Source organism: Prevotella sp. LMAG:51 (assembly GCF_008680225.1).
Classification (GTDB): domain Bacteria; phylum Bacteroidota; class Bacteroidia; order Bacteroidales; family Bacteroidaceae; genus Prevotella; species Prevotella pectinovora.
The window spans coordinates 61,916-83,289 of the sequence record NZ_NALQ01000004.1 but is presented as its reverse complement, the minus strand read 5'-3'; the positions used below and the strand labels follow the sequence as shown (position 1 = coordinate 83,289).

At 48.0% G+C, this 21,374-nt stretch carries 15 protein-coding genes; 9 read left to right on the top strand and 6 right to left on the bottom strand.

Annotated elements, in window-relative coordinates; genetic code table 11:
- Positions 1-83: 83 nt before the first annotated feature.
- The 3 genes from CCC32_RS01550 to CCC32_RS01540 are packed head-to-tail and all read left to right on the top strand — an operon-like array spanning position 84 to position 3,186.
- The gene (locus CCC32_RS01550; protein WP_287071783.1) at positions 84-1,151 is read left to right on the top strand and encodes a DUF1573 domain-containing protein; all 1,068 of its coding nucleotides are present in this window, start codon (positions 84-86) and stop codon (positions 1,149-1,151) included.
- Positions 1,152-1,171: 20 nt separating this feature from the next.
- Entirely contained in the window at positions 1,172-2,266 is a 1,095-nt protein-coding gene (gene meaB, locus CCC32_RS01545; RefSeq protein WP_022317432.1) for a methylmalonyl Co-A mutase-associated GTPase MeaB, read from the top strand.
- Positions 2,266-3,186, top strand: a complete 921-nt coding sequence (locus CCC32_RS01540) for a 4-hydroxy-3-methylbut-2-enyl diphosphate reductase (RefSeq protein WP_022317431.1) — start codon at positions 2,266-2,268, stop codon at positions 3,184-3,186. Before meaB ends, CCC32_RS01540 begins: the two co-directional genes overlap by 1 nt.
- 149 nt (positions 3,187-3,335) lie before the next feature.
- On the opposite strand, the gene cmk is transcribed toward CCC32_RS01540, so the two are convergent.
- The 4 genes from cmk to CCC32_RS01520 all read right to left on the bottom strand — a co-directional run bounded on the left by cmk (position 3,336) and on the right by CCC32_RS01520 (position 7,607).
- Positions 3,336-4,046 carry a (d)CMP kinase gene (cmk, locus tag CCC32_RS01535; protein ID WP_287071774.1) on the bottom strand — a complete coding sequence of 237 codons (711 nt, stop codon included), beginning with the start codon at positions 4,044-4,046 and terminating at the stop codon, positions 3,336-3,338.
- Between the two features lie 31 nt (positions 4,047-4,077).
- Positions 4,078-5,037, bottom strand: coding sequence for a type IX secretion system protein PorQ (gene porQ, locus CCC32_RS01530; RefSeq protein WP_022317429.1), 960 nt, complete (start codon positions 5,035-5,037; stop codon positions 4,078-4,080).
- 307 nt (positions 5,038-5,344) lie between these two features.
- Positions 5,345-6,481 (bottom strand): PDDEXK nuclease domain-containing protein, encoded by a 1,137-nt coding sequence (locus CCC32_RS01525; RefSeq protein WP_022317428.1) that lies wholly within the window; start codon positions 6,479-6,481, stop codon positions 5,345-5,347.
- A gap of 145 nt (positions 6,482-6,626) precedes the next feature.
- Positions 6,627-7,607, bottom strand: coding sequence for an alpha/beta hydrolase (locus tag CCC32_RS01520; RefSeq protein ID WP_287071771.1), 981 nt, complete (start codon positions 7,605-7,607; stop codon positions 6,627-6,629).
- A gap of 447 nt (positions 7,608-8,054) precedes the next feature.
- On the opposite strand from CCC32_RS01520, the gene CCC32_RS01515 reads away from it, so the two are divergent.
- The 5 genes from CCC32_RS01515 (at position 8,055) to CCC32_RS01495 (ending at position 16,963) form a co-directional block, all read left to right on the top strand.
- Entirely contained in the window at positions 8,055-11,168 is a 3,114-nt protein-coding gene (locus CCC32_RS01515; RefSeq protein ID WP_278840326.1) for a SusC/RagA family TonB-linked outer membrane protein, read from the top strand.
- 60 nt (positions 11,169-11,228) lie between these two features.
- Positions 11,229-13,001 (top strand): RagB/SusD family nutrient uptake outer membrane protein, encoded by a 1,773-nt coding sequence (locus CCC32_RS01510; RefSeq protein WP_287071767.1) that lies wholly within the window; start codon positions 11,229-11,231, stop codon positions 12,999-13,001.
- 121 nt (positions 13,002-13,122) lie between these two features.
- Positions 13,123-14,838 carry a glycoside hydrolase family 32 protein gene (locus tag CCC32_RS01505; protein WP_022317424.1) on the top strand — a complete coding sequence of 572 codons (1,716 nt, stop codon included), beginning with the start codon at positions 13,123-13,125 and terminating at the stop codon, positions 14,836-14,838.
- Positions 14,839-14,862: 24 nt separating this feature from the next.
- Positions 14,863-16,017, top strand: coding sequence for an MFS transporter (locus tag CCC32_RS01500; protein ID WP_022317423.1), 1,155 nt, complete (start codon positions 14,863-14,865; stop codon positions 16,015-16,017).
- Between the two features lie 70 nt (positions 16,018-16,087).
- Entirely contained in the window at positions 16,088-16,963 is an 876-nt protein-coding gene (locus tag CCC32_RS01495; RefSeq protein WP_042518456.1) for a carbohydrate kinase family protein, read from the top strand.
- 137 nt (positions 16,964-17,100) lie between these two features.
- Here CCC32_RS01495 and CCC32_RS01490 read toward each other — a convergent pair whose 3' ends face one another.
- Together CCC32_RS01490 and CCC32_RS01485 are read right to left on the bottom strand one after the other, a co-directional pair.
- Positions 17,101-18,264 carry a MalY/PatB family protein gene (locus CCC32_RS01490; protein WP_287071901.1) on the bottom strand — a complete coding sequence of 388 codons (1,164 nt, stop codon included), beginning with the start codon at positions 18,262-18,264 and terminating at the stop codon, positions 17,101-17,103.
- 5 nt (positions 18,265-18,269) lie between these two features.
- Positions 18,270-19,115, bottom strand: coding sequence for a DUF3737 family protein (locus CCC32_RS01485; RefSeq protein ID WP_042518458.1), 846 nt, complete (start codon positions 19,113-19,115; stop codon positions 18,270-18,272).
- Between the two features lie 991 nt (positions 19,116-20,106).
- Between CCC32_RS01485 and CCC32_RS01480 the strand changes: the two genes are divergently transcribed.
- On the top strand, positions 20,107-21,246 hold the full coding sequence (locus CCC32_RS01480; protein ID WP_042518460.1) for an AraC family transcriptional regulator: 1,140 nt from the start codon (positions 20,107-20,109) through the stop codon (positions 21,244-21,246).
- Positions 21,247-21,374: the final 128 nt, after the last annotated feature.

Sequence of the window (21,374 nt, the reverse complement as noted above, 5' to 3'; positions counted from 1 at the left end):
GAATGTCAGCCGGTATTGTCAGATAGAATGTCAGATACGACACCATATAGAATAACAGACATATAAAAACAGATATTTAATAGATGAATAACAAAACGATGATATTATCCTTGCTGGCTATGGCGTCGGTTGATGCCATGGCGCAGCGCATAACGGCAAAGAATGAGATAGTAGACTGTGGCAGCGTGATGTATGAAACCCCTGTTACGGTGAAGTTTGAACTCACCAACAAGGGTAGCGAACTGAACATCGACCAGGTGAGGGTGAGCTGCGGATGCACCACGGTGGACTATCCGCGTACGGCAATCCTCAAGGGCGACAGCTTCACTGTTACGGCAACCTACGATGCACGCCAACTCGGACACTTCGAGAAGGAAGTGGCGCTCTTCTGCAATTCCTCCAAGCATCCTTTCTATCTCAAGATGAAAGGAGTGGTGGTGGATGAAATATCTGATTTCACTGGTACCTTCGAACACAAGATCGATGGTATGATGGTGGACAAGAACGATGTGGAGTTCGACGACGTGAACCGTGGCGACTATCCCGTGCAGCTCATCCATATCAAGAACAACACGGGCGAGACTATCAGTCCTGTGGTGATGCATCTTCCGGCTTATCTCACGGCAAGTGTGTCGCCGACCAACATCGCTCCGGGCAAGACCGGCGTTGCCACGCTGAAACTCAACTCCAAGAAGCTGCGCGACTTCGGACTGACACAGACCTCCGTGTTCCTCGCCAAGAAACCGGGCGAGAAGGTGAGTATCGACAAGGAAATATCTGTCTCTGCCGTCTTGCTGCCAGATTTCGACAATATGTCGGAGACGCAGCTCGCCAACGCACCGAGCATAAAGCTCTCTGCCACGGAACTCGATTTCGGTGACTTCGGCGAAAAGCCAAGCAAGACCGAAACGGTGATAATAGAGAACACCGGACGTTCGGTGCTCGACATCCGTTCGATGCAGATGTTCACCACCGGCATGAGCGTGAAGCTCAACAAGACGAAGATAAAGCCGGGCGAACAGGCAAAACTGAAGGTGACGCTGAACAAGAAGCAGCTGCGCAACGCCAGAAGCAAACCGCGTGTGCTGATCATCACCAACGACCCGAAACAGCCGAAGGTGGTAGTGAAAATGAAACTGAAAACACGATAATCTTAATCTAAATACACAGTATGGACCATCCAGAGAACAGTAAAGAATACGTGGGGCTGCAGGTGAACCAAGGTGTGGCGCAGCCCTCCATCATAAACCCATATCTGAAGCGCAGCCGCTTCCAGCGCCGCGAACTCTCCGTTGCCGAAATGGTGGAAGGAATCGTGAAGGGCGACGTCACCGTGCTCTCACAGGCAGTGACCCTCGTAGAGAGTGTCAATCCGGACCATCAGCAGAAGGCGCAGGAGGTGATAGACAAATGTCTGCCATATAGCGGCAAATCCATCCGCATCGGTATCAGCGGTGTGCCGGGAGCAGGAAAAAGCACGTCGATAGACGAGTTTGGAGTGCATGTCCTCGACCGCACCGGCGGCAAGCTCGCCGTGCTCGCCATCGACCCCAGTTCGGAGCGCTCCAAGGGAAGTATCCTCGGCGACAAGACCCGTATGGAGAAACTGTCGGTAAGGAAGGAGTCGTTCATCCGTCCCAGTCCTACGGCAGGATCCCTCGGCGGTGTGGCACGCAAGACCCGTGAGTCGATAATCCTATGCGAGGCAGCCGGCTACGACAAGATTTTCGTGGAGACCGTGGGAGTGGGGCAGAGCGAGACAGCCTGTCATTCCATGGTAGACTTCTTCCTCCTCATCCAACTTGCAGGAACCGGCGACGAACTGCAGGGCATCAAGCGAGGCATAATGGAGATTTCCGACGGAATAGTGATAAACAAATGCGACGGCAGCAACGTGGACAAGTGTCACATCGCAGCCACCAACTTCCGCAACGCCCTGCATTTCTTCCCGCCATCAGACAGCGGATGGGTGCCGAAGGTGCTTTGCTACAGTGGTTTCTATGGAACAGGCGTCAAGGAGGTGTGGGATATGATATATGAGTATTTCGACTTCGTGAAAGGTAACGGATACTTTGACTATCGTCGCAACGAGCAGAACAAATACTGGATGTATGAGACGATAAACGAGCAACTGCGCAACAGCTTCTACAACAATCCTGATATTCAGCAGAGACTGCAGGCATACGAGAACAGTGTGCTGCTCGGACAGAAGACCAGCTTCGCAGCTGCCCGCGACCTTCTCGACATTTATTTCAAGAAACTGTGATGGATAGAAACAACGGAAAAGAGGTGACACAGCATACCCATTCCTGTGGCAATGCGTCGCCTGCGGTAGAGATAGACAGCGGGAGTGGTTTCTGCTTCGGTGTCACCACTGCCATTCGCAAGGCGGAAGAGGAACTTGCCAACGGTGGCACGCTCTATTGTCTGGGTGACATCGTGCACAACAGTATGGAGTGTGAGCGGCTGAAGAAACTCGGACTAGTCACTATCAACCATGATGAGATGGAGCGCCTGCGCAATGTCAAGGTGCTGCTCAGAGCCCACGGCGAACCGCCGGAGACCTATGCCATGGCGGAGCGCAACGGCATAGAGATAATCGACGCCACATGTCCTGTGGTGCTACAGCTGCAGCGTCGCATAAAGAGTCAGTATGACGCCCATGGCGAAGCGCAGATAGTGATATTCGGCAAACCCGGACATGCCGAAGTGCTCGGTCTTGTGGGACAGACCCAGGGCAGCGCCCGCGTGATAGCCCATTTCGACGATGTGAAGACGCTCGACTTCTCCCGCGACATATATCTGTATTCGCAGACCACCAAGTCGCTCGACGAGTTCCACCGCATCATCGACTACATACAATGCCACATCTCGCCCGACGCCACGTTCCGCAGCTTCGACACCATCTGCCGACAGGTGGCAAACCGTATGCCTAATGTCAGCAGCTTCGCCTCGCGCCATGATCTTGTGCTCTTTGTGTGTGGCAGAAAGAGCAGCAACGGCAGGGTGCTCTTCAACGAATGTCTGCGCATCAATCCCAATACACACCTCATTGAGGGACCGGGAGAGATATGCGACGAGTGGCTCCATGGTGCCGCCACGATAGGAATCTGCGGAGCCACGAGCACCCCCAAGTGGCTCATGGAGGAGTGTATGCAGAAGATATTGAATGGCGAACAAGGATAACCCCCGATCTGTCTGATTACTGATTTGGAATAAAGAATAATAGAAGACTCTTGCCCAATGAATCAATCTTGTGTCATATTAGTATATATAATAAAAGGTATGAGACTTTTGCTTAGTCCCATACCTTTTGTCTTCTTCTTAGGATATCTTTATCCCAGCTTTTCCATCGTTTCCTCAAACTTCTGTTTCAGCCATTCCTTCTGTTCGGGGATTGTCATGTTGCTGTTGTCGAGCACCAAGGCATCGTCGGCCTGTTTCAGAGGCGAAGTCTCGCGATGTGTGTCGATATAGTCACGCTCCTCCACGTTCTTCAATATCTCGTTGAAGTCGGCAGCCATACCCTTCTGCTTCAGTTCGTCGTAGCGGCGCTGGGCGCGTACCTCGGCAGATGCCGTGACGAAGATTTTCAGTTCGGCGTCGGGGAATACCACAGTGCCGATATCTCTGCCATCCATCACGATGCCCTTCTCCTTGCCCATCTCCTGCTGCTGTCTCACGAGAGCCTGGCGTACGAAAGGCAGGGCGGCAACCGGGCTCACATGGCTCGACACCTCCATCGAGCGTATCTCCTTCTCCACGCATTCTCCGTTGAGATAAGTGTCGGGGCGGCCGGTTCCGGTGTTCAGTCTGAATGATATGTTTATCTCCGGCATCGCCTTCTGCAGGGCTTCGGTGTCTATCGTGTTGTCGGCGGCAAACATGCCGTGGCGCATGGCATAGAGCGTCACCGAGCGATACATAGCTCCTGTGTCCACATATATATATCCCAAATCCTTGGCGAGGTCTTTTGCCATCGTGCTCTTTCCGCAGGATGAGAATCCGTCGATGGCGATAACGATGCGATTGTTCTTTGCTTCCATTTCTTTCTTTATGGTGTTTTGAGTTTTGTCATTACAGAGAATACGACACGTTGACGAGCAGCGAGTTGGCCGACACGTGGTATTTGGCATATCCCACCTGCAGCTTGAACCTCTCCAACTGCATTCCGGCTCCGAACGACAGTCCGGCTCCGTGGCTGCTCTTTGAGGCGTCCTCGCCAGTGCCCTCGGCTATCTTCATGTCGTGTGCACGACGGAAGTTGTATCCTCCGGCCACATAAAACTGGTCGGAGAGTATCAGTTCCACTCCACACACGAGGTGGTTTATGAAGCTGTAGTCCCAGTGGTTGAGGTCAACGAGCGTTGCCGAGATTCTGAACGGCATGTTTGCGAATCTCTTGCTCGCTCCTATCTGCAGGTCGAGCGGCATCTTGCCGTAGTCCTCGTCGTATGCCTTGAACTGTCCGCCGAGGTTCTTAGCCACTGCCGACACTGAGAACTCCGACTCCGGGTCGTAGTAGTTCAGTCCCAGGTCTATGCCAGCCGCCATAGAGCTGTATCCGCCGATATACGATGCCACCCATCTTGCCGTTATACCTCCGGCGAGGTTTTTTGCCAGCATATAGCTGAAGGTTCCTGCAAGTGCAATCTCCTGTGCAGAGAATTCTCCCGTCTGGACGTTGTTCTGGTCAGTTTCCTTCATCTTGCCGTAGTTGATGTATTGTCCCAGAACCGCCCACGATGCCTTGTCGTTTACCACCCTGTTGAATGCCGCGCTTCCCGTTATCGCCCCCTCCATATATGTCATGAAGTTGAGGTTCAGCGTCTTGTCGCTTACCGACGACAGCAGTGCTGGGTTGCTGAACGTGAGCGACGGGTCGTCTTCTATGATGCTCACGTTGTCGCCACCGAGGGCTGCCGCATGAGCGCTCACGGGCAGCCTCAGGAAGTTGTATTCCGTCTGGCTCTCCTGTGCGGTTGCCGTGGCGGTCGCCACGATGCTCAGTATGAGGTATAAAAAGATTTTTCTCATTCTTGTCTTTTATGGGGAGTCTGTCCTTGTTTTGCAGTTATGGACAGTTCCTTGGTGATAAATAGGTTGCCGCTCTTTGTCCGTCGGGTCATCCGTCTGCTTACTGGTGCAAAGTTACAGCATCTCAACGTTAAAAACGAAAAAATCCCTTTTATATTGTTTTGAGTCCATTCATTTTCATCAGGTCGGTAGTCTGATGCTTCAATCCAAGACGACCTGATGACCGATTCGGGTTTAAAGATGTTATCAAGTTTACTCAGATTTCCCTGTTCTCGGCTCACAACAATCTCATTAACCATTGTTTTCCTTACTTTTCTGCTTTATCCTCATTCATAAAAAACTGGCAGAACTCTCTTAATTGCTGCTGCATTTGCTCCTGTGGTATCAAGATACGCTTATACTCAGCAATCATTGTTGGACTCATGCTGCGACTCATGGCATATTCAACAACCACCTTGTCTGCATCGGGGCATAATATTATGCCAATAGATGGGTTCTCGTTTGAACGCTTCACATCGCGGTCAAGAGCCTCCAGGTAAAACTCCAACTGACCAAGGTCGCGTGGGTGGAACTTTGTTTTCTTCAATTCCACAGCAACGAGAGCTTGAAGCCCACGATGGAAGAACAGTAAATCAGCCTTAAACGAAGAAGCACCGACATTTAAGCGATACTCTTGATCCATAAAGATAAAGTCCTTACCCAATTCAAGAATAAACTGCTTCATGTGTTCTATCAAGTCATGCTTCAGCTTCGATTCGCTATGTTTTTTTGGCAAGTTGAGGAAATCCACGAAGTATGTATCTTTGAACATTATCGGAGATTTGGGATAAGTTTCAAGCAGACCTTTCGACAGATTAGTTTTGTTACTCAATAACGCTGAATATGTATGGTTCGATATACAGCGTTGCAGTTCGCGTACAAACAAATGCTCTTTATGGGCATAAAGAATGTAGAATAACCGTTCTTCTACACTTTTACACCTACACAATATCTCAATATGGTTTGTCAAAGTTGTCAGTGCCAAGATGTCGGGCATTTGTCCAATTTGTGACTGCACAGTTATAGCCTCTCCTTGCTTAAATCCTATTTGTGCAGTTTCCGACTGCACAAATTTATCCGTCATATATTTTCTTATAGCTACAGCAAAAACTTCAGATGAATATTCATCATAAAACATCACCATGTTGTAAATGTTTCTCTTGCTGAAGCCTTTGATATCAGGGCGGTTGGAACGAATATATTCAGACAATTGGGCTACGACTTTACTTCCCCATTCCTCGCTTTTCAGTTTCATTGAAACATAACCTCCAACATACCATGCACAAAGCAGAGATTGTTCGTTGACTGCACGTGACGCCTTACTCCTATGCTGAACTATTATATCCACCACTTCTGTAAAATCTCGCTCTTGGGAAGTTCTTGTCAAATCCTTATTTATGCTCATATTCCTTATTATAACCCGTTGGCGGAATTAATTTAGTGCATATTTAATTCTGCCAATGGACTTTTTATTAATATAGTTTACGTATCACAGAATGGTAGGTGCACTAATATTGCCAATGGTTCTGGCAAGCAAACCATTCGCTATTTCATTCCCCCACAAACTCTTTCACCTTTTCTGTGTATTCTTTGTGGTGGTCGCGGTATGCCATGGCGTGTTCAGAATCCTTGGCTATGAAGATGGCTTTGCGGCCGTGGCGCTTAGCCTCGTAGAGCGGACGGAGCATGGAGTAGGGCACGTAGGTGTCGGCATCGCCGTGGATGAAGAGCATCGGTTTGGTGCTGCGCTCCACCTGCTTTATCTGCTGCGCCTCGTCAAACGACCATCCGTATCTCTGTTGGCAAAGCCAGGAAGTTGTATTCATCAGCGGGAACGACGGCAGACCGAACTCCTCTTTCAGCTGTCCTGCAAACTCATCCCATACGCTCGTATAGCCACAGTCTTCAACAAAACACTCCACATAATCCGGAGTCTTCTCACCCGCCACGGCCATCGTGGTGGCTGCACCCATAGAGATGCCGTGGATGACTTGCTTTGTGGATGAATACCTTGACGCTCTGAACACATTATTTGCCACTTCCGCCCATCTTATCACGTCCCATCTGTCCTGCCACCCCATCTGTATATGGTCACCCTCGCTCTGTCCGTGTCCATACAGGTCGGGCAAGAGCACATTATATCCCAAATCGTGGTTGTATAGATAAGCGATGTGTAGCATTCCCTCGGCACGCACCTTATAGCCGTGCACCACAACTGCCGTCTTGTCTGTTGCCTTTGGCGCATAAAGATAAATGGCGTGTGCCTTGTAGCCGGAGGGCATAATGAGGAACGTGTCCTTCACGCAATGGTTCCGGTATATGGAATCCATCCACGCCGTAGTCCACGGACATTCGTTCCGTGTTCTGTTCTTCCAGTGTTCCGCCGTCATGCGTTCCCCTTTCGGATAGCCGAGCGAATAGTCAAGCATATAGCTGCTGGCTCCATACAATGCAAGAACCAACATGACTGCCACCCCCAACGTTATCCATACCTTTATATAGCAGGACTTTCTGTTCTCTCTCTGCCTCATATAATACTCTTACTATTTACATATTTATTATTTCGCTTCAAAATTAAGCAAAATAATGGAAATAACATGTAATAAATAAAGAATAAGCGGAACGTTGGTCTGAATAATAAGACCAACGTCCCGCCACCTTATAGAAATTGAGTATAATACAATTATTCTGTTACAGTGAACCATTCATAGTAATCGCCGAAAGTTATCTTGTTGTTCTCATCCACACTAAATGTAAATGTCTGTCCCAGCACTTAACCCTATACATAATCTTTATCTCAGGAGACTCTATCGTGGTCTGTTTCTCGGCAGGATTGCAACAAATCGTTCAAAACATGCAACAGATGATACGATGAACGATTCGTTTCTGTTTGTGCAACATCCGTTCTTGTTGGATATCAATACATTATATAACTTTGCAGCACTAAAATCAAACAACTAACAAAACCATTAAAACTTATGAGCAATCTATCAAAAGTATTGATTAGCTTCTCACTTCTGACGATGAGCATTACTGCCAACGCACAGAAAATTAAAGTGAGCGGTGTGGTTACAGACGAAGCTGGTGAAACAGTAATCGGAGCAACCATAATGGAAAAAGGAACGAAGTCGGGAACTATAACAGACTTTGACGGTAACTTCATGCTTGATGCTGACCAGGGAGCAACTCTTGTCATATCTTATGTCGGCTACAAGACAGTGGAAGTTAAAGTACAGCCAAACATGAAAATAAAATTGGCTGAACTTGCCAACAACCTGAACGAAGTTGTCGTAACGGGCTATACAACCCAAAAGAAAGCCGACTTGACGGGTTCTGTATCTGTCGTTTCTACAAAGAATCTGAAATCATCTTCTGACACAGACCCGATGCGTGCCTTGCAAGGACGAGTTGCCGGTATGACCGTTACAACCGACGGTTCTCCTATTGGTAGCGGTAAGGTACGTATCCGTGGTATTGGTTCTTTCAACTCTTCACAAGATCCTCTTTATATTATAGATGGTGTACCTACAAACATGGCACTGAACACTCTCAACACTAATGATATCGAGAGTATGCAGGTGTTGAAAGATGCAGCCTCGGCTTCTATCTATGGTTCAAGAGCTTCAAACGGTGTTATCATCATAACGACGAAGAAGGGAAAGAAGGGTAACAAGGTGGCTGTGGACTTCTCAGCAAACCTTACCGCACAATTCTATTCAAGTCAGTCGAAAATGAAACTCCTCAATTCTGGCGAATATGTTACAGCCATGGCACAGGCAGCTCTCAACGACGGTCTCGACCCTGTTGTCTATGCAGCAAACTATGGCATTGATTTGAATGCACAGAACGGTACTCCTATCACAGTTTGGAATCCGGCAACAAACCAATATCAGAACTATACGATAAACGGAAGGTACGACGGATATATAAACTCAAAGAAGACAATGCGATTCTCTGACACCGACTGGCTGGATGCTATCTCACGTACCGGATTCATGCAGAATTACGATTTATCGGTATCGCATGCCAACGACAAGCACAGCGCAATGTTCTCTTTAGGATACAAGAATAATGAGGGCGTATTGAAATATACCGATTTCCAGAATATCTCAGCAAGACTGAATACTTCATGGAATCTGAACAAGATGCTTACTGTTGGCGAGAATCTCACTCTTACTTACACATCGCAAGTAGACTGCCACCCTATGGAGAATGCGTTGAAGATGCCTTCTATCGTTCCTGTATACGAGGAGAACAGTAAGGTTTTCGCAGGTCCTGTTGGCAGCATGTCCGACCGCCAGAACCCTTGCCGCGAGCAATACGACAACCGTAACAATAATCTCGACTACTGGCGCATATTCGGCAATGCATTTGTAGAACTGAAGCCTATCAAAGGATTGACACTCCGCTCAAACTTCGGTTTGGACTTCAAGACATCATTCATCAATGCGATGACAAACACTTTCCATTCTGACATCGTAAGGAATGATATTGCCAAAACAACATTGAGCAACAATAACGAGACCAACTGGACTTGGTCTAACACTGCGCAGTATGTAAATAAAATAGGTAAGCACAATTTTGACATCCTCGTCGGTAGCGAAATGTCTAAACAGTCTGTTATTGATTTCTCTGCCTACTCTGAAGGATATGCCCTGGAAGACAAAAACTATATGTGGCCAAATGCTGCAACTGGAACTATGACCAATAGCGGTGCTAAGTTTGGCTATCGTCTGGCATCATTCTTCGGAAAAGTGAACTACAACTGGGATGATCTTCTCCTTGCATCTTTTACTATCCGCTACGACGGTTCTTCACGCTTCGGCAAGGCTCACCGCTGGGGTACATTCCCTGCTGCATCTCTCGGCTTCCGCTTCTCTAATCTGTTGAAAAAGGAATGGCTTGACGATGCAAAGCTGCGTCTGTCATGGGGACAGACAGGTAATCAGGCAATTGACAACAACGCACAGTTTGGACTTTATGTCGCTGACTACGGATTGGACCGCGTTACATCTACAGCCTACGACCTGTTCTTGCAAGGTTCCGGCACTTTCCCTTCAGGTTACCGCGCCACACAACTTGCAAACCCTAATTTGAAGTGGGAATCGGCAACACAATACAATGTCGGTGTTGACTTCACGATGTTCAACAACAGTTTCTACGGAACTGTCGATGCTTATATCAAGAATGTGAAGGACATGCTGATTAATCCTGCATACCTCGGTGCAACGGGCGAGGGTGGCAACACTTGGAAAAACGGCCCGTCGCTCCGCAACTGTGGTATGGAGTTCAGCTTGGGCTATCGCACAACACTTGCTAACGGACTCGGAATCGACGTCAACGGCAATTTGGATTTCTTCCGCAACAAAGTAACTTATCTGCCTTCATCTACAACGGGTGCTTATACTCATACTACAAAAGAAAATCTCGTACAGAGCGGCAAGTCATACGGTTCTATCGTTGGATATGTAGCTGACGGAATATTCCAGACTCAAGAGGAAGTAGACAAGTCGGGACAGCCAAACGCACGTGTCGGTGGACTGAAATACAAGGATTTGGATCACAGTGGCAGCATTAATGCCGACGACCAGACTTGGATTTACGATCCAGTGCCAGCATTCTCTTACGGACTGAACATTGCTCTCAACTACAAGGGATTTGATTTCAGCATGTTCTGGCAGGGTGTTTACGATCAGGACGTCTACAACAACCAGAAGTTCCAGACCGATTTCTGGGCTGTTAACGACCCTGGCTCAAACAAGGGAACACGTCTGCTGAACGCATGGAACACAAACAATACAAGTTCGTCGATTCCTCGCTTGAGCACAATGAATACTGCAGATGAGGGCAGGGCTTCTTCATACTTCGTGGAGAATGGTTCTTACCTGAAGCTCCGCACTCTGCAGATTGGATACAATATACCTAAGAGTGTTTTGTCAAAAGTCAAGATGTCAAGTGCACGCATTTATGTTTCCGGACAGAATCTGCTTACTATAAAGAGCAAGAGCCTGACATGCTCCGACCCTGAGAATCCTGACTGGAATTATCCTTTGGCAACATCATTGTCGTTTGGACTTCAAGTTGGTTTCTAATACAAATTGCAGAATTATCATTAAGACATAAAAGGTATAACGATTAAACGAATTTTCATTATGAAAAAGATATATACAATAGTGCTTGCAGTAGCACTTGCAGGAACATTCGCAAGTTGTGATGACTTTCTGGACTATAATCCGACAGCTGTGATAGACGAAGACAAGGCCTTCAATGAGCCGGAAAAGATGGTGAACAGCGCATACGCCATGCTTGGTGACTGCTGGTACAGCTATCCGTTCAATCTCTGGCCTTATGGCGACCTGGCATCAGACGACTGTCTGAAAGGTGGCTGGGGAACTGGTGACACTGGTTACCACGATGTGGAAATATGGAAGACTCTGACTTCTACAAAAGGGGAACTCGATGAACTTTGGTATCGCCTTTACTGTGCCGTATCTCGTTGCAACCGTGCGTTGGTCTCTCTTGAACAGAACGGCGAAAAGACCCTTGGAGCTGAAACAACGAAACAGCGCGAAGCTGAGGTTAGATTCCTCCGTGCACATTTCTATTTCAAGCTGATTACCATGTTCCGCCAGATTCCATGGATTGACGAAAAGGTATATGCCGACAATGCTACGGAGAAGACTTCTAACACACAATTCACATACGAGGAACTGTTCCAGAAGATTATCGACGATTTCCAGTTTGCCCATGATGTTCTACCAGCTAAGCAGGCTGATGGCGGACGTGCCAACAAGATTGCTGCTGCCGGATATTTGGCAAAATGTTATCTCACATTGGCTTGGGGCGACGGATATGAGGCAACCGATGGCGTTGACCATATCAACAAGCAATACATGCAGAAGGTTGTTGACTATACTGATGAGGTAAAGAATTCCAATTATGGATATCTGGAAGACTACGGCGACATTTTCTTGCCTGAATACAAGAACAGTAAAGAGTCTGTATTCGCCGTGCAAACCTCTGATTATAGCGGAGACCATACAAAATATGGTCGTGCCAACTGGTCGAACATGTTGAACGGCTGTTGGGGTATCTGGTCTTGCGGATGGGATGTTCACAAACCATCACAGGACTTGGTGAATGCCTTCAAGACACGCAACGGACTGCCAGAGTTTGATGACTACAACAATAGTATCGACTACCCGGTAAACGGCAAGGTCACTGCCCAGAAATGGGATCCGCGTTTGTTCCACACCATCGGTATGCCTACCTTCCCATATAAATACGAAAAGGAATACACTCTGACGACAGACAATGCCCGCACTCCTAACGTCTACGGTTATTACACTTCAATGAAAGAAGTGCCACAACGCTCTAAAGGTGAAACATATAACGGCTCATGGCAGGCTTTCGCAATGAACGACTACGTATTGAGATACACCGATGTAATGCTTATGAGAGCCGAAGCTCTTATAGAACTTGACCGTCTTGGAGAAGCACGCATCATAATTAACGATATCAGACAGAGAGCAAAGAATTCTATAGACAAACACATTGAATATGCCAAAGACCAGTGTGACATTGCTCTCTATCCAGAGTCTTATTTCCAGGATAAGGAAACTGCACGGAAATGCCTGCGCTGGGAGCGTCGTCTTGAGTTGGCAATGGAAAACGGAAGATTCTTCGACTTGCGCCGTTGGGGAATAGCTTCAACTACGCTGAATAATTACTTCAAGACAGAGCAGAAGGATGTTTACACATTTACCGACAAGGATGGTAATACAGTAAATCAGACTTACGCCGAATATCTGAGGGATGCCCACTTCACAGCCGGCAAGAATGAATTCTATCCAGTGCCATACAACCAGTTATATTATATACCAGGCTTGTATAAGCAGAACAAAGGATACGACGATGCAAAATAAGAATATTGGTTTTCTTATAATATAAGTATAGGTTAGTCAAAAGAAATTAATAGGTAAACTTTAGTCAGAAAAGGTGATTGGATTGATTCAGGATAACATTTAAATTTAAGAATACAGAGATATGAAAAGAAATATATTATCAGTTCTGATTGCTCTGGCATCAATAGGCACAGCATGTGCACAGGAAACACAGTTTCTGAGCAGCAACCATTGTCTGTACCGTATACAGCAGAAGGACAAATGCCTGTTGCTGCCAGTACAGGAGAGTGCAGAAATGAGCAACATAAAGGTTATCGCCGGCAACAAACAGATGAAGTCGCTCAATGTACGACTGGCAATGAACAAGGTGGATTATTATGTTCCGCTTTATCTGGATGAATTCAATGAGGAAAAGACGTTAGCTCTTGATATTCACGTGAACGGCAACTACCGCAATGATGGTGGTATTTCCACTTTCACTTGCTGGAAGAATATCAAGAATGCAGAGAGCTTTGACACGAAAAACCGCGAACAATATCGTCCGCTCTACCATCACACCCCAGCTTACGGGTGGATGAACGACCCGAACGGAATGTTCTTCAAGGACGGTGTATGGCATCTCTACTTCCAGCATAACCCTTATGGTTCGCAGTGGGAGAACATGACATGGGGCCACTCCACATCAACCGACCTCATACATTGGACGTTCCAAGGCGACCCGGTACAGCCCGATGCTTGGGGCTCAATATTCAGCGGCTCGTCAGTGGTAGACAAGAACAACACTGCCGGATTTGGAGAAAACGCCATCGTGGCTCTCTACACATCAGCCGGTGAGAATCAGACGCAGAGCATGGCTTACAGCACCGACAACGGAAAGACTTTCACAAAATATGATGGCAATCCGATAATAACGAGCAACGTGCCCGACTTCCGCGATCCTCACATGTTCTGGAACGAGGATATCAAGAAATGGAACATGATTCTCGCTGCCGGTCAGCAGATGAACATCTACTCGTCTGACAATCTGAAAGACTGGAAGTTTGAAAGCTCGTTCGGAGCCGAATACGGCAGTCATGGCGGTGTATGGGAATGCCCGGATTTGATGAAGATGAAAGTACGTGGCACAGACAAAGAGAAATGGATGCTTGTGTGCAACATAAATCCTGGAGGTCCTTCCGGAGGTTCGGCAACACAATATTTTGTTGGTGACTTCGACGGACATAAATTTACTTGCGAATCGAAACCGGAAGTGACAAAATGGATGGACTATGGTAAAGACCACTATGCCACCGTTACTTTCGACAATGCTCCCAACGGCAGACACGTGGCTTTGGCATGGATGAGCAACTGGCAGTATGCCAATCAGGTGCCTACGTTGCAGTATCGTTCTGCCAACTCCATTCCTCGCGACTTGGGACTCTTCGAATATAAAGGCAACACTTATTGCAGCGTTACTCCATCAGAAGAGATTACTGCTGCACGAAGTAAAAAACCATCAAAGTCTTTGAGCGAAGCTTGCGAAATGGTGGTCAATCTGAAGGGTGATGCCACGATTACGCTGAGCAACAGCAAGGGCGAGAAGGTGGTCATGACATATAAGGCAAAGGACGAAACATTCTCGATGGACCGCACACTAAGCGGAAAGACCGATTTCAGCAGCGACTTTGCTGCCATAACTACAGCCCCTGTATATGGCAAGATGAACAAGCTGCGCATATTCATCGACAAGAGCAGTATTGAGGTGTTCGACAACGACGGAAAGATGGCTATGACAAACCTTGTGTTCCCAACAAAACCTTACGACAAGGTAACGATAAAGGGCAAGACAAAGAAATATGCAGTATATAAACTGAAATAATGAACTTATATAAAACAGAATAAAATGAGTAAATCTGCTAAACTTACCCTCATCCCGGTGATGCTCTGTTTCTTCGCCATGGGATTCGTAGATATGGTAGGCATCGCCTCCAACTACGTGAAAGAAGACCTCAACCTGAATGACACTACGGCAAACATGTTCCCGTCGCTCGTCTTCTTCTGGTTCCTCCTGTTCAGTGTGCCCACGGGCATGCTTATGAGCAAGATCGGCAAGAAGAACACCGTGTTGCTCTCGCTCGCCGTGACCACAGTGTCGCTCCTTCTGCCGCTCTTCGGCGAGAACTTCACACTGATGCTCGTGTCGTTCTCCCTGCTCGGCATAGGCAACACTCTGATGCAGACGTCGCTCAACCCACTGGTGTCTGTCGTTATAAAGGGCAACCTCGCCTCAACGCTCACCTTCGGACAGTTCGTTAAGGCGATAGCCTCATTCCTTGCTCCATACATAGCCATGTGGGGAGCCATTGCTACAATACCGAGCTTCGGCTTCGGATGGAGGATACTCTTCCCCATATATATGATAATAGGTATGGTGGCTGCCGCTGCCCTTTGCGTCACATCCATTCCGGAAGAGCACAACGAGGGTAAGGCTACCGGCATAATGGACAGTGTGCGGTTGCTCGGCAGACCTATCGTGCTGCTTTCCTTCATCGGCATCATGTGTCATGTGGGCATCGACGTAGGTACCAACACCACAGCTCCGAAGATTCTCATCGAGCGTCTCGGATGGTCTCTCAACGAGGCTGCCTTCGCCACATCCCTCTATTTCATCTTCAGAACCCTGGGATGTCTGACGGGTTCATTCTTCCTCCGTGTGATGAAGGCGCGCACATTCTTCATCATCAGCGTGGTGATGATGGCGCTGAGTATGGCTGGAATGTTCGTAGGAACAAGCAAAGTCATTCTTTATGCAGCAATAGCTCTTGTGGGATACGGCAACTCCAACATCTTCTCCATCGTCTTCTCGCAGGCTCTCATCTCGGTGCCTGAGCATAAGAACGAGGTGAGCGGACTGATGGTTATGGGTCTCTTCGGAGGTACGGTGTTCCCTCTCCTGATGGGATTCGCCAGCGACGCCATCGGACAGGTTGGTGCTGTGGCTGTAATGGCAGCCGGAGTGGTTTATCTGTTCACATATATAAATAAGGTGAAACAATAACTTGTACGAGAAACCGTTATAATAATAGGGAATTCAGATACACGATATAAATAAACTCAGATATACGACTATGAAAGATAAATATGTAGTAGGACTTGGCGAGGCTCTTTGGGACGTCTTGCCTGATGGAAAGAAACTTGGTGGCGCACCGGCAAACTTCGCTTATCATGCCGGACAGTTTGGCCTCAACTCCATTGCTGTGAGTGCCCTCGGCGAGGACAAACTTGCAGAAGAGACTATAGAGCAGTTGGAAGGAAAAGGACTCAACTATGTAATGCCACGCGTGCCTTATCCAACAGGTACCGTACAGGTGGAGCTTGATGATGAAGGTATTCCGACATACGACATCAAGGAGAATGTGGCTTGGGACAACATTCCTTTCACCGACGAGGTGAAGGCTGTGGCTGAAAACACGCTTGCCGTATGCTGGGGCTCGCTGGCACAGCGCAATGTGGTGAGCCGCGAGACCATCTACAAGTTCCTCGACAATACACCGAAAGACTGCCTTAAGATTTTTGACATCAACCTGCGACAGAACTTCTATACCAAGGATGTGATCTGCGAATCTATGAAACGCTGCAACATACTGAAGATTAACGATGAGGAACTGATACAGATAGGCAGGATGTTCGGCTATCCGGGTCTGGACATAGAGAACAAATGCTGGCTCATACTCGGCAAGTACAACCTCGACATGCTGGTGCTCACGTGTGGCGTGAACGGCAGCTATGTGTTCACTCCGGGCTGTGTGTCATATCAGGAAACGCCCCGGGTGGAAGTGGCAGACACTGTAGGTGCCGGCGACTCGTTCACCGGTTCGTTCTGTGCAGCAATCCTCAGCGGAAAGACTGTAAGGGAAGCACATAAGCTCGCCGTTGAAGTGAGCGCCTATGTGTGCACCCAGAACGGTGCGATGCCCGACATAAAGGAACATTTCGAAATCTAAGCAATAAAGCAAAAGCCATATACTCTAAATGGCAGGCTTTATGCAGCAAAAAAGGGTCCATACGAAGTCAAGAACAGTTGATTTTGTATGGACCCTTTGGTTTTTATCTTACTATCGGTTGCAGGAAAGTTGTGACATCAGCGTTTATCAACAAACTGAGAGAATCTCTCCAGCCCTTCTTTTACGAGCTGTCGCGGACAGGCGAGGTTCCAACGCATGAAGCCTTCGCCTTCCTTACCGTACATGCTGCCGGCATTGAGCCATAGTTTAGCTTCCTTTATGAGTTCCTCTTCGAGTTCTTCCGACGGGATGCCGAGGCTCCGGCAGTCCATCCATGCGAGATAGGTGCCTTCGAGCGGTGCCACAGGCAACTGGGGCAGATGCTCCTCACAGTAGTCCTTGAAGAAGAGATAGTTGCCGTGGATATACTGGAGCAGCTGATTGAGCCATTCCTCTCCCTCGTTGTATGCGGCGATGGTGGCAATCACGCCAAACGGATTCACGTCACATACCTCGTTGATGTTTATCGCCTTGTCGATGCGCTGTCGCCACTTGTCGTTCTCCACGATGATGTTGGCAATCTGCAGTCCGGCGATGTTGAACGCCTTGCTCGGCGCAACGCAGGTGACGGAATGCTTCTGGAACTCTTCCGACACGGAGGCAAACGGTGTGTAGGTGAATCCTGGGTGTACCAGTTCGCAGTGGATTTCGTCGGCCACCACTACAACATTGTTCTTGATGCAGATGTCGCCTATGCGTCGCAGCTCCTCCCTTGTCCACACTCGTCCCGAGGGGTTGTGCGGATTGCAGAGCAGCATAAGGGTGGTCTTCGGGTCGGCGGCACGACGCTCCAGGTCTTCATAGTCGATGGAGAAAGTGTTGTTCTCATACCTCAATGCACAGCTGTCCAGTTCGCATCCGTTATTCCTGATAGAGGAGAAGAAGCAGTTGTATACCGGAGTTAGGGTCAGCACTTTATCACCCACATTGGTCAACGCCTTTATCACGGCAGACAATGCCGGAACTACTCCCGACGTATATATGAACCATTCGCGCCTCGGCTTCCAATGGTGGCGCCGGCTGAACCATGAGATTACCGCATCGTAGTATTCCTCCGGCACACGGGTGTAGCCGAATATACCGTGCTCCACACGTTTCTCCAGGGCGTTGATGATGCAGGGGGCGGTAGGGAAATCCATGTCGGCAACCCACATCGGCAGCACCTCCTTGTCGTCGGTGCTGTCCCATTTATATGAGTTTGTGCCGCGTCGCGGCGTTACCTTGTCGAAATCATATTTCATATTCGTCATTTTCTTTCCTCAATCACGCAGTCGGCAGGCTGCTTGATGTTCTCGTCGATGGTAATGGAACCGATTTTGTCGGCAACGATGCGTCCCGACATAGGGTTCTTGATGTTCGCGATGCTGCCCTTGATGTCGGCATTCAGTGTGGAGTATTCAAATGCGCGGTCGCAGTCTTCGCCGAAGGTGCAGTTCTCGAGAATGAGGTCGTGGGCATAGCAGAGGGGCTGCTCGCCGGTGATGTGGCAGTTCACGAGCCGCAGGTTCCTTGAGTGCCATCCCAGGTATTCGCCGTTCAGCTCGGAGTCGTACACGGTAACGTTATCCACCTCCCAGAAAGCATCCTTCGTTGTAATCTTCGCATTATGCACCTCGATGTTTCTTGCATACTGGAACACGTATTTGCTGTCGCTCTCCAATCCATCAACATAAACGTCATGGCTGAACATGAATGGATAGGTGCCGCCGTGCATCTTCAGGTTCTCTATGCGTATGTTGTCGCAACGCCAGAACACCTCGTCGGCATCGTTCATCGTTACGTTCTTCAGTTCGAGATGGCTCATCTCGCGAAACATCTTAGGCGCATCGATAACCGTGTCGCGCATCTTCAGATGATCGCAATACCACAGGGCTGAACGTCCGCCGACAGCGAAGTAGCAGTTTTCTATTTCAAACCCATGGACATGCCAGAAAGGATAGTTACCCTCGAAACGGCAGTTGGTCGCCTTTATGTTGCTGCATTCCTTTATTGCCGACTCGCCCTCAGTGATGAGCACGTTGTCGATATGCAGGTCGTGAGAAGCGAACAGTGGGCGTTCGCCTCCGAATTGTTTGTCTTTTATGATTTGCATGATGTCGTATGTTGTTTTTATTTGTTTGATTCCGTTTTGTTGTATCTTTGTAGTTGTCCGCTGCAAAGTTATACATTATTTCCATAAGTGCAATTACCATTATTGCTGAAAATAGTATATATTCATCGAAACAATTGCTGATAGTTATATTCCTTTACTGACGTTTCCTTCTATAGAAACTTTGGGCACAGTTTTGGGCACTGTGCTTGCCCACTTGGGGCACGGTGCTTGCCCCACTTGGGTACGGTGCTTGCCCCACTTGGGCACGGTGCTTGCCCGTTTCTTGATGTTTTGATATGCTTTCCAAGGATTGTGATTCGGCAATTTCAAGAACACGCAAGAGCATACAAGCGATATACCAAGATAAAACTGGCTGCGCAAAGAAACTGTTCTCTATTCATAATTCTGAACCATGGAAAGGAATAATAATTATGGCTCAGCACATAGACTTCAGCCCCCACCTAGCCTCAAACCCATCCTAACCTTCCCCAAGAGAAGGAACTAGTTACTCTGCTTACCGACTTTAGCCCCACCTAACCTCCCCCGAAGGGGAGGGACAGATACCATTGGCTGTTGAATATTGTCTGATTATCATTTGTAGTTGTCTGATTATCAATCGTTTATCAATAGCGATAGTAACTTTTGTTGAAAATATTCTGCTATGTATATAAAAAACAAAAGGAGAGTGTGTAGACACACACCCTCCTCCTATGCTTAGCGCTAAGAGCAGTGCTGATTTGCAGGTGGTGTAACATCATTACCGCGGTGGTGTAACGTCATTACCGCGGTGCTGTAACATCGTTACCGCGCAACGGTAACAACGTTACCACGCCACGGGAACAGCATTGTTGCGGTTCTTTCGCAAGAAAAACGCTCAACTTCTTTTCTTTATTCTTTATGTTTTTCCGTTTTTTGCTTAACTTTGCGTATCTTAACATAAGCGGATGCGCATCCGCAGAGAAAGATACGATTAATATATACCAGAAGAGTTATGTTATATTTGTTACAGTTTGCATGTCTGATATTCATGTTTATCTGCGCATTCTTCATTGCCGTCACGCGTCTTCACGTGAGATGGATAAACCGGCGGTATGAGTGGTCGCGCTGGATGATATTCGCAGCCCTGCTTTTTATGGCGGTACACTTCTTCCTGCAGATGTACTTCGGCTTCCGCGCCACGGACGAAGATGTGGGAGCCGTCATCAATGTGCTGGTCTACCTGCCTTGCTTCACGCTTTTCTCGATGGCTATCTACAACATTGAGGCTACCCACACCAAGCGCCGTAAGATGAACCTTATCTGCGCCGCCGTATACGCCGCCATGCTTGCCGCCTTCGCTGTGGGCTACAGCTTTAGCGGCTCCCTGAACATTGGCGCATGGCTTTACGTGATGCTTGCTCTCTTTTTTGGCAATATTGTCTACTGCATATACATGATAATAATAGAGATGAACAAGCGGAAGAAACTCCTTGAGACGATGACAGCCACGGATATGCTGCCTTTTATAAGATATGCCCACGCGAGCATCGCGATGCTTTCCCTCATAGCCATATCCATGCCGTTCGCCATCCTCTCCACCAAGTCGTTGTACATAATAGGTCCGGTCGGTCTCCTCGTACTGCTTTTCTTCATCGTGAACTTTGTGGCGTTCGGCAACTGTTACGTACCTACCGAGGAGCTGCTGGATAGGGAAAGAGGCAACGGTGAAACCGACGACGACGAACAGACGACGGCAGAGAACTGCGCCTCGCAGTCGGCGGCTGACTGTGAGCAGTCCGCGCAGCGCCTCTCAGCCGAACGCAGCGCCTTCATCCAGGCGGCGCTCGACAAGTGGTGTGCAGACATGGGCTATAAGGACAGTTCGGTCAATATGCTTACATTGTCACATTCGCTGGACATCAACAAAAACGAACTGAGCCAATTCTTCAGCCAATGCCAGAACACGACGTTCCGTATATGGCTCAGCGAGATACGTTTCAATGCTGCCAAAAAGATGATGAAGGAGTTTCCCGACTACAACAACGACATCATTTCTGCCGAATGCGGTTTCTCTTCAAGGTCATATCTTTATAGGATTTTTAAGGAAAAGGAGGGATGCACTCCTGTTGAATGGAGAGCCAAAAACTCATAAAAAACTACTGAGAAACCCTCTGTAAGGTGTCTACTTCGCAGGAAGTGGACACCTTTTTTATATGAATTGGACATTTACGCACACGAATCAGACACTTAATTTTAATGAAAAACATTAAATTTGCCCTA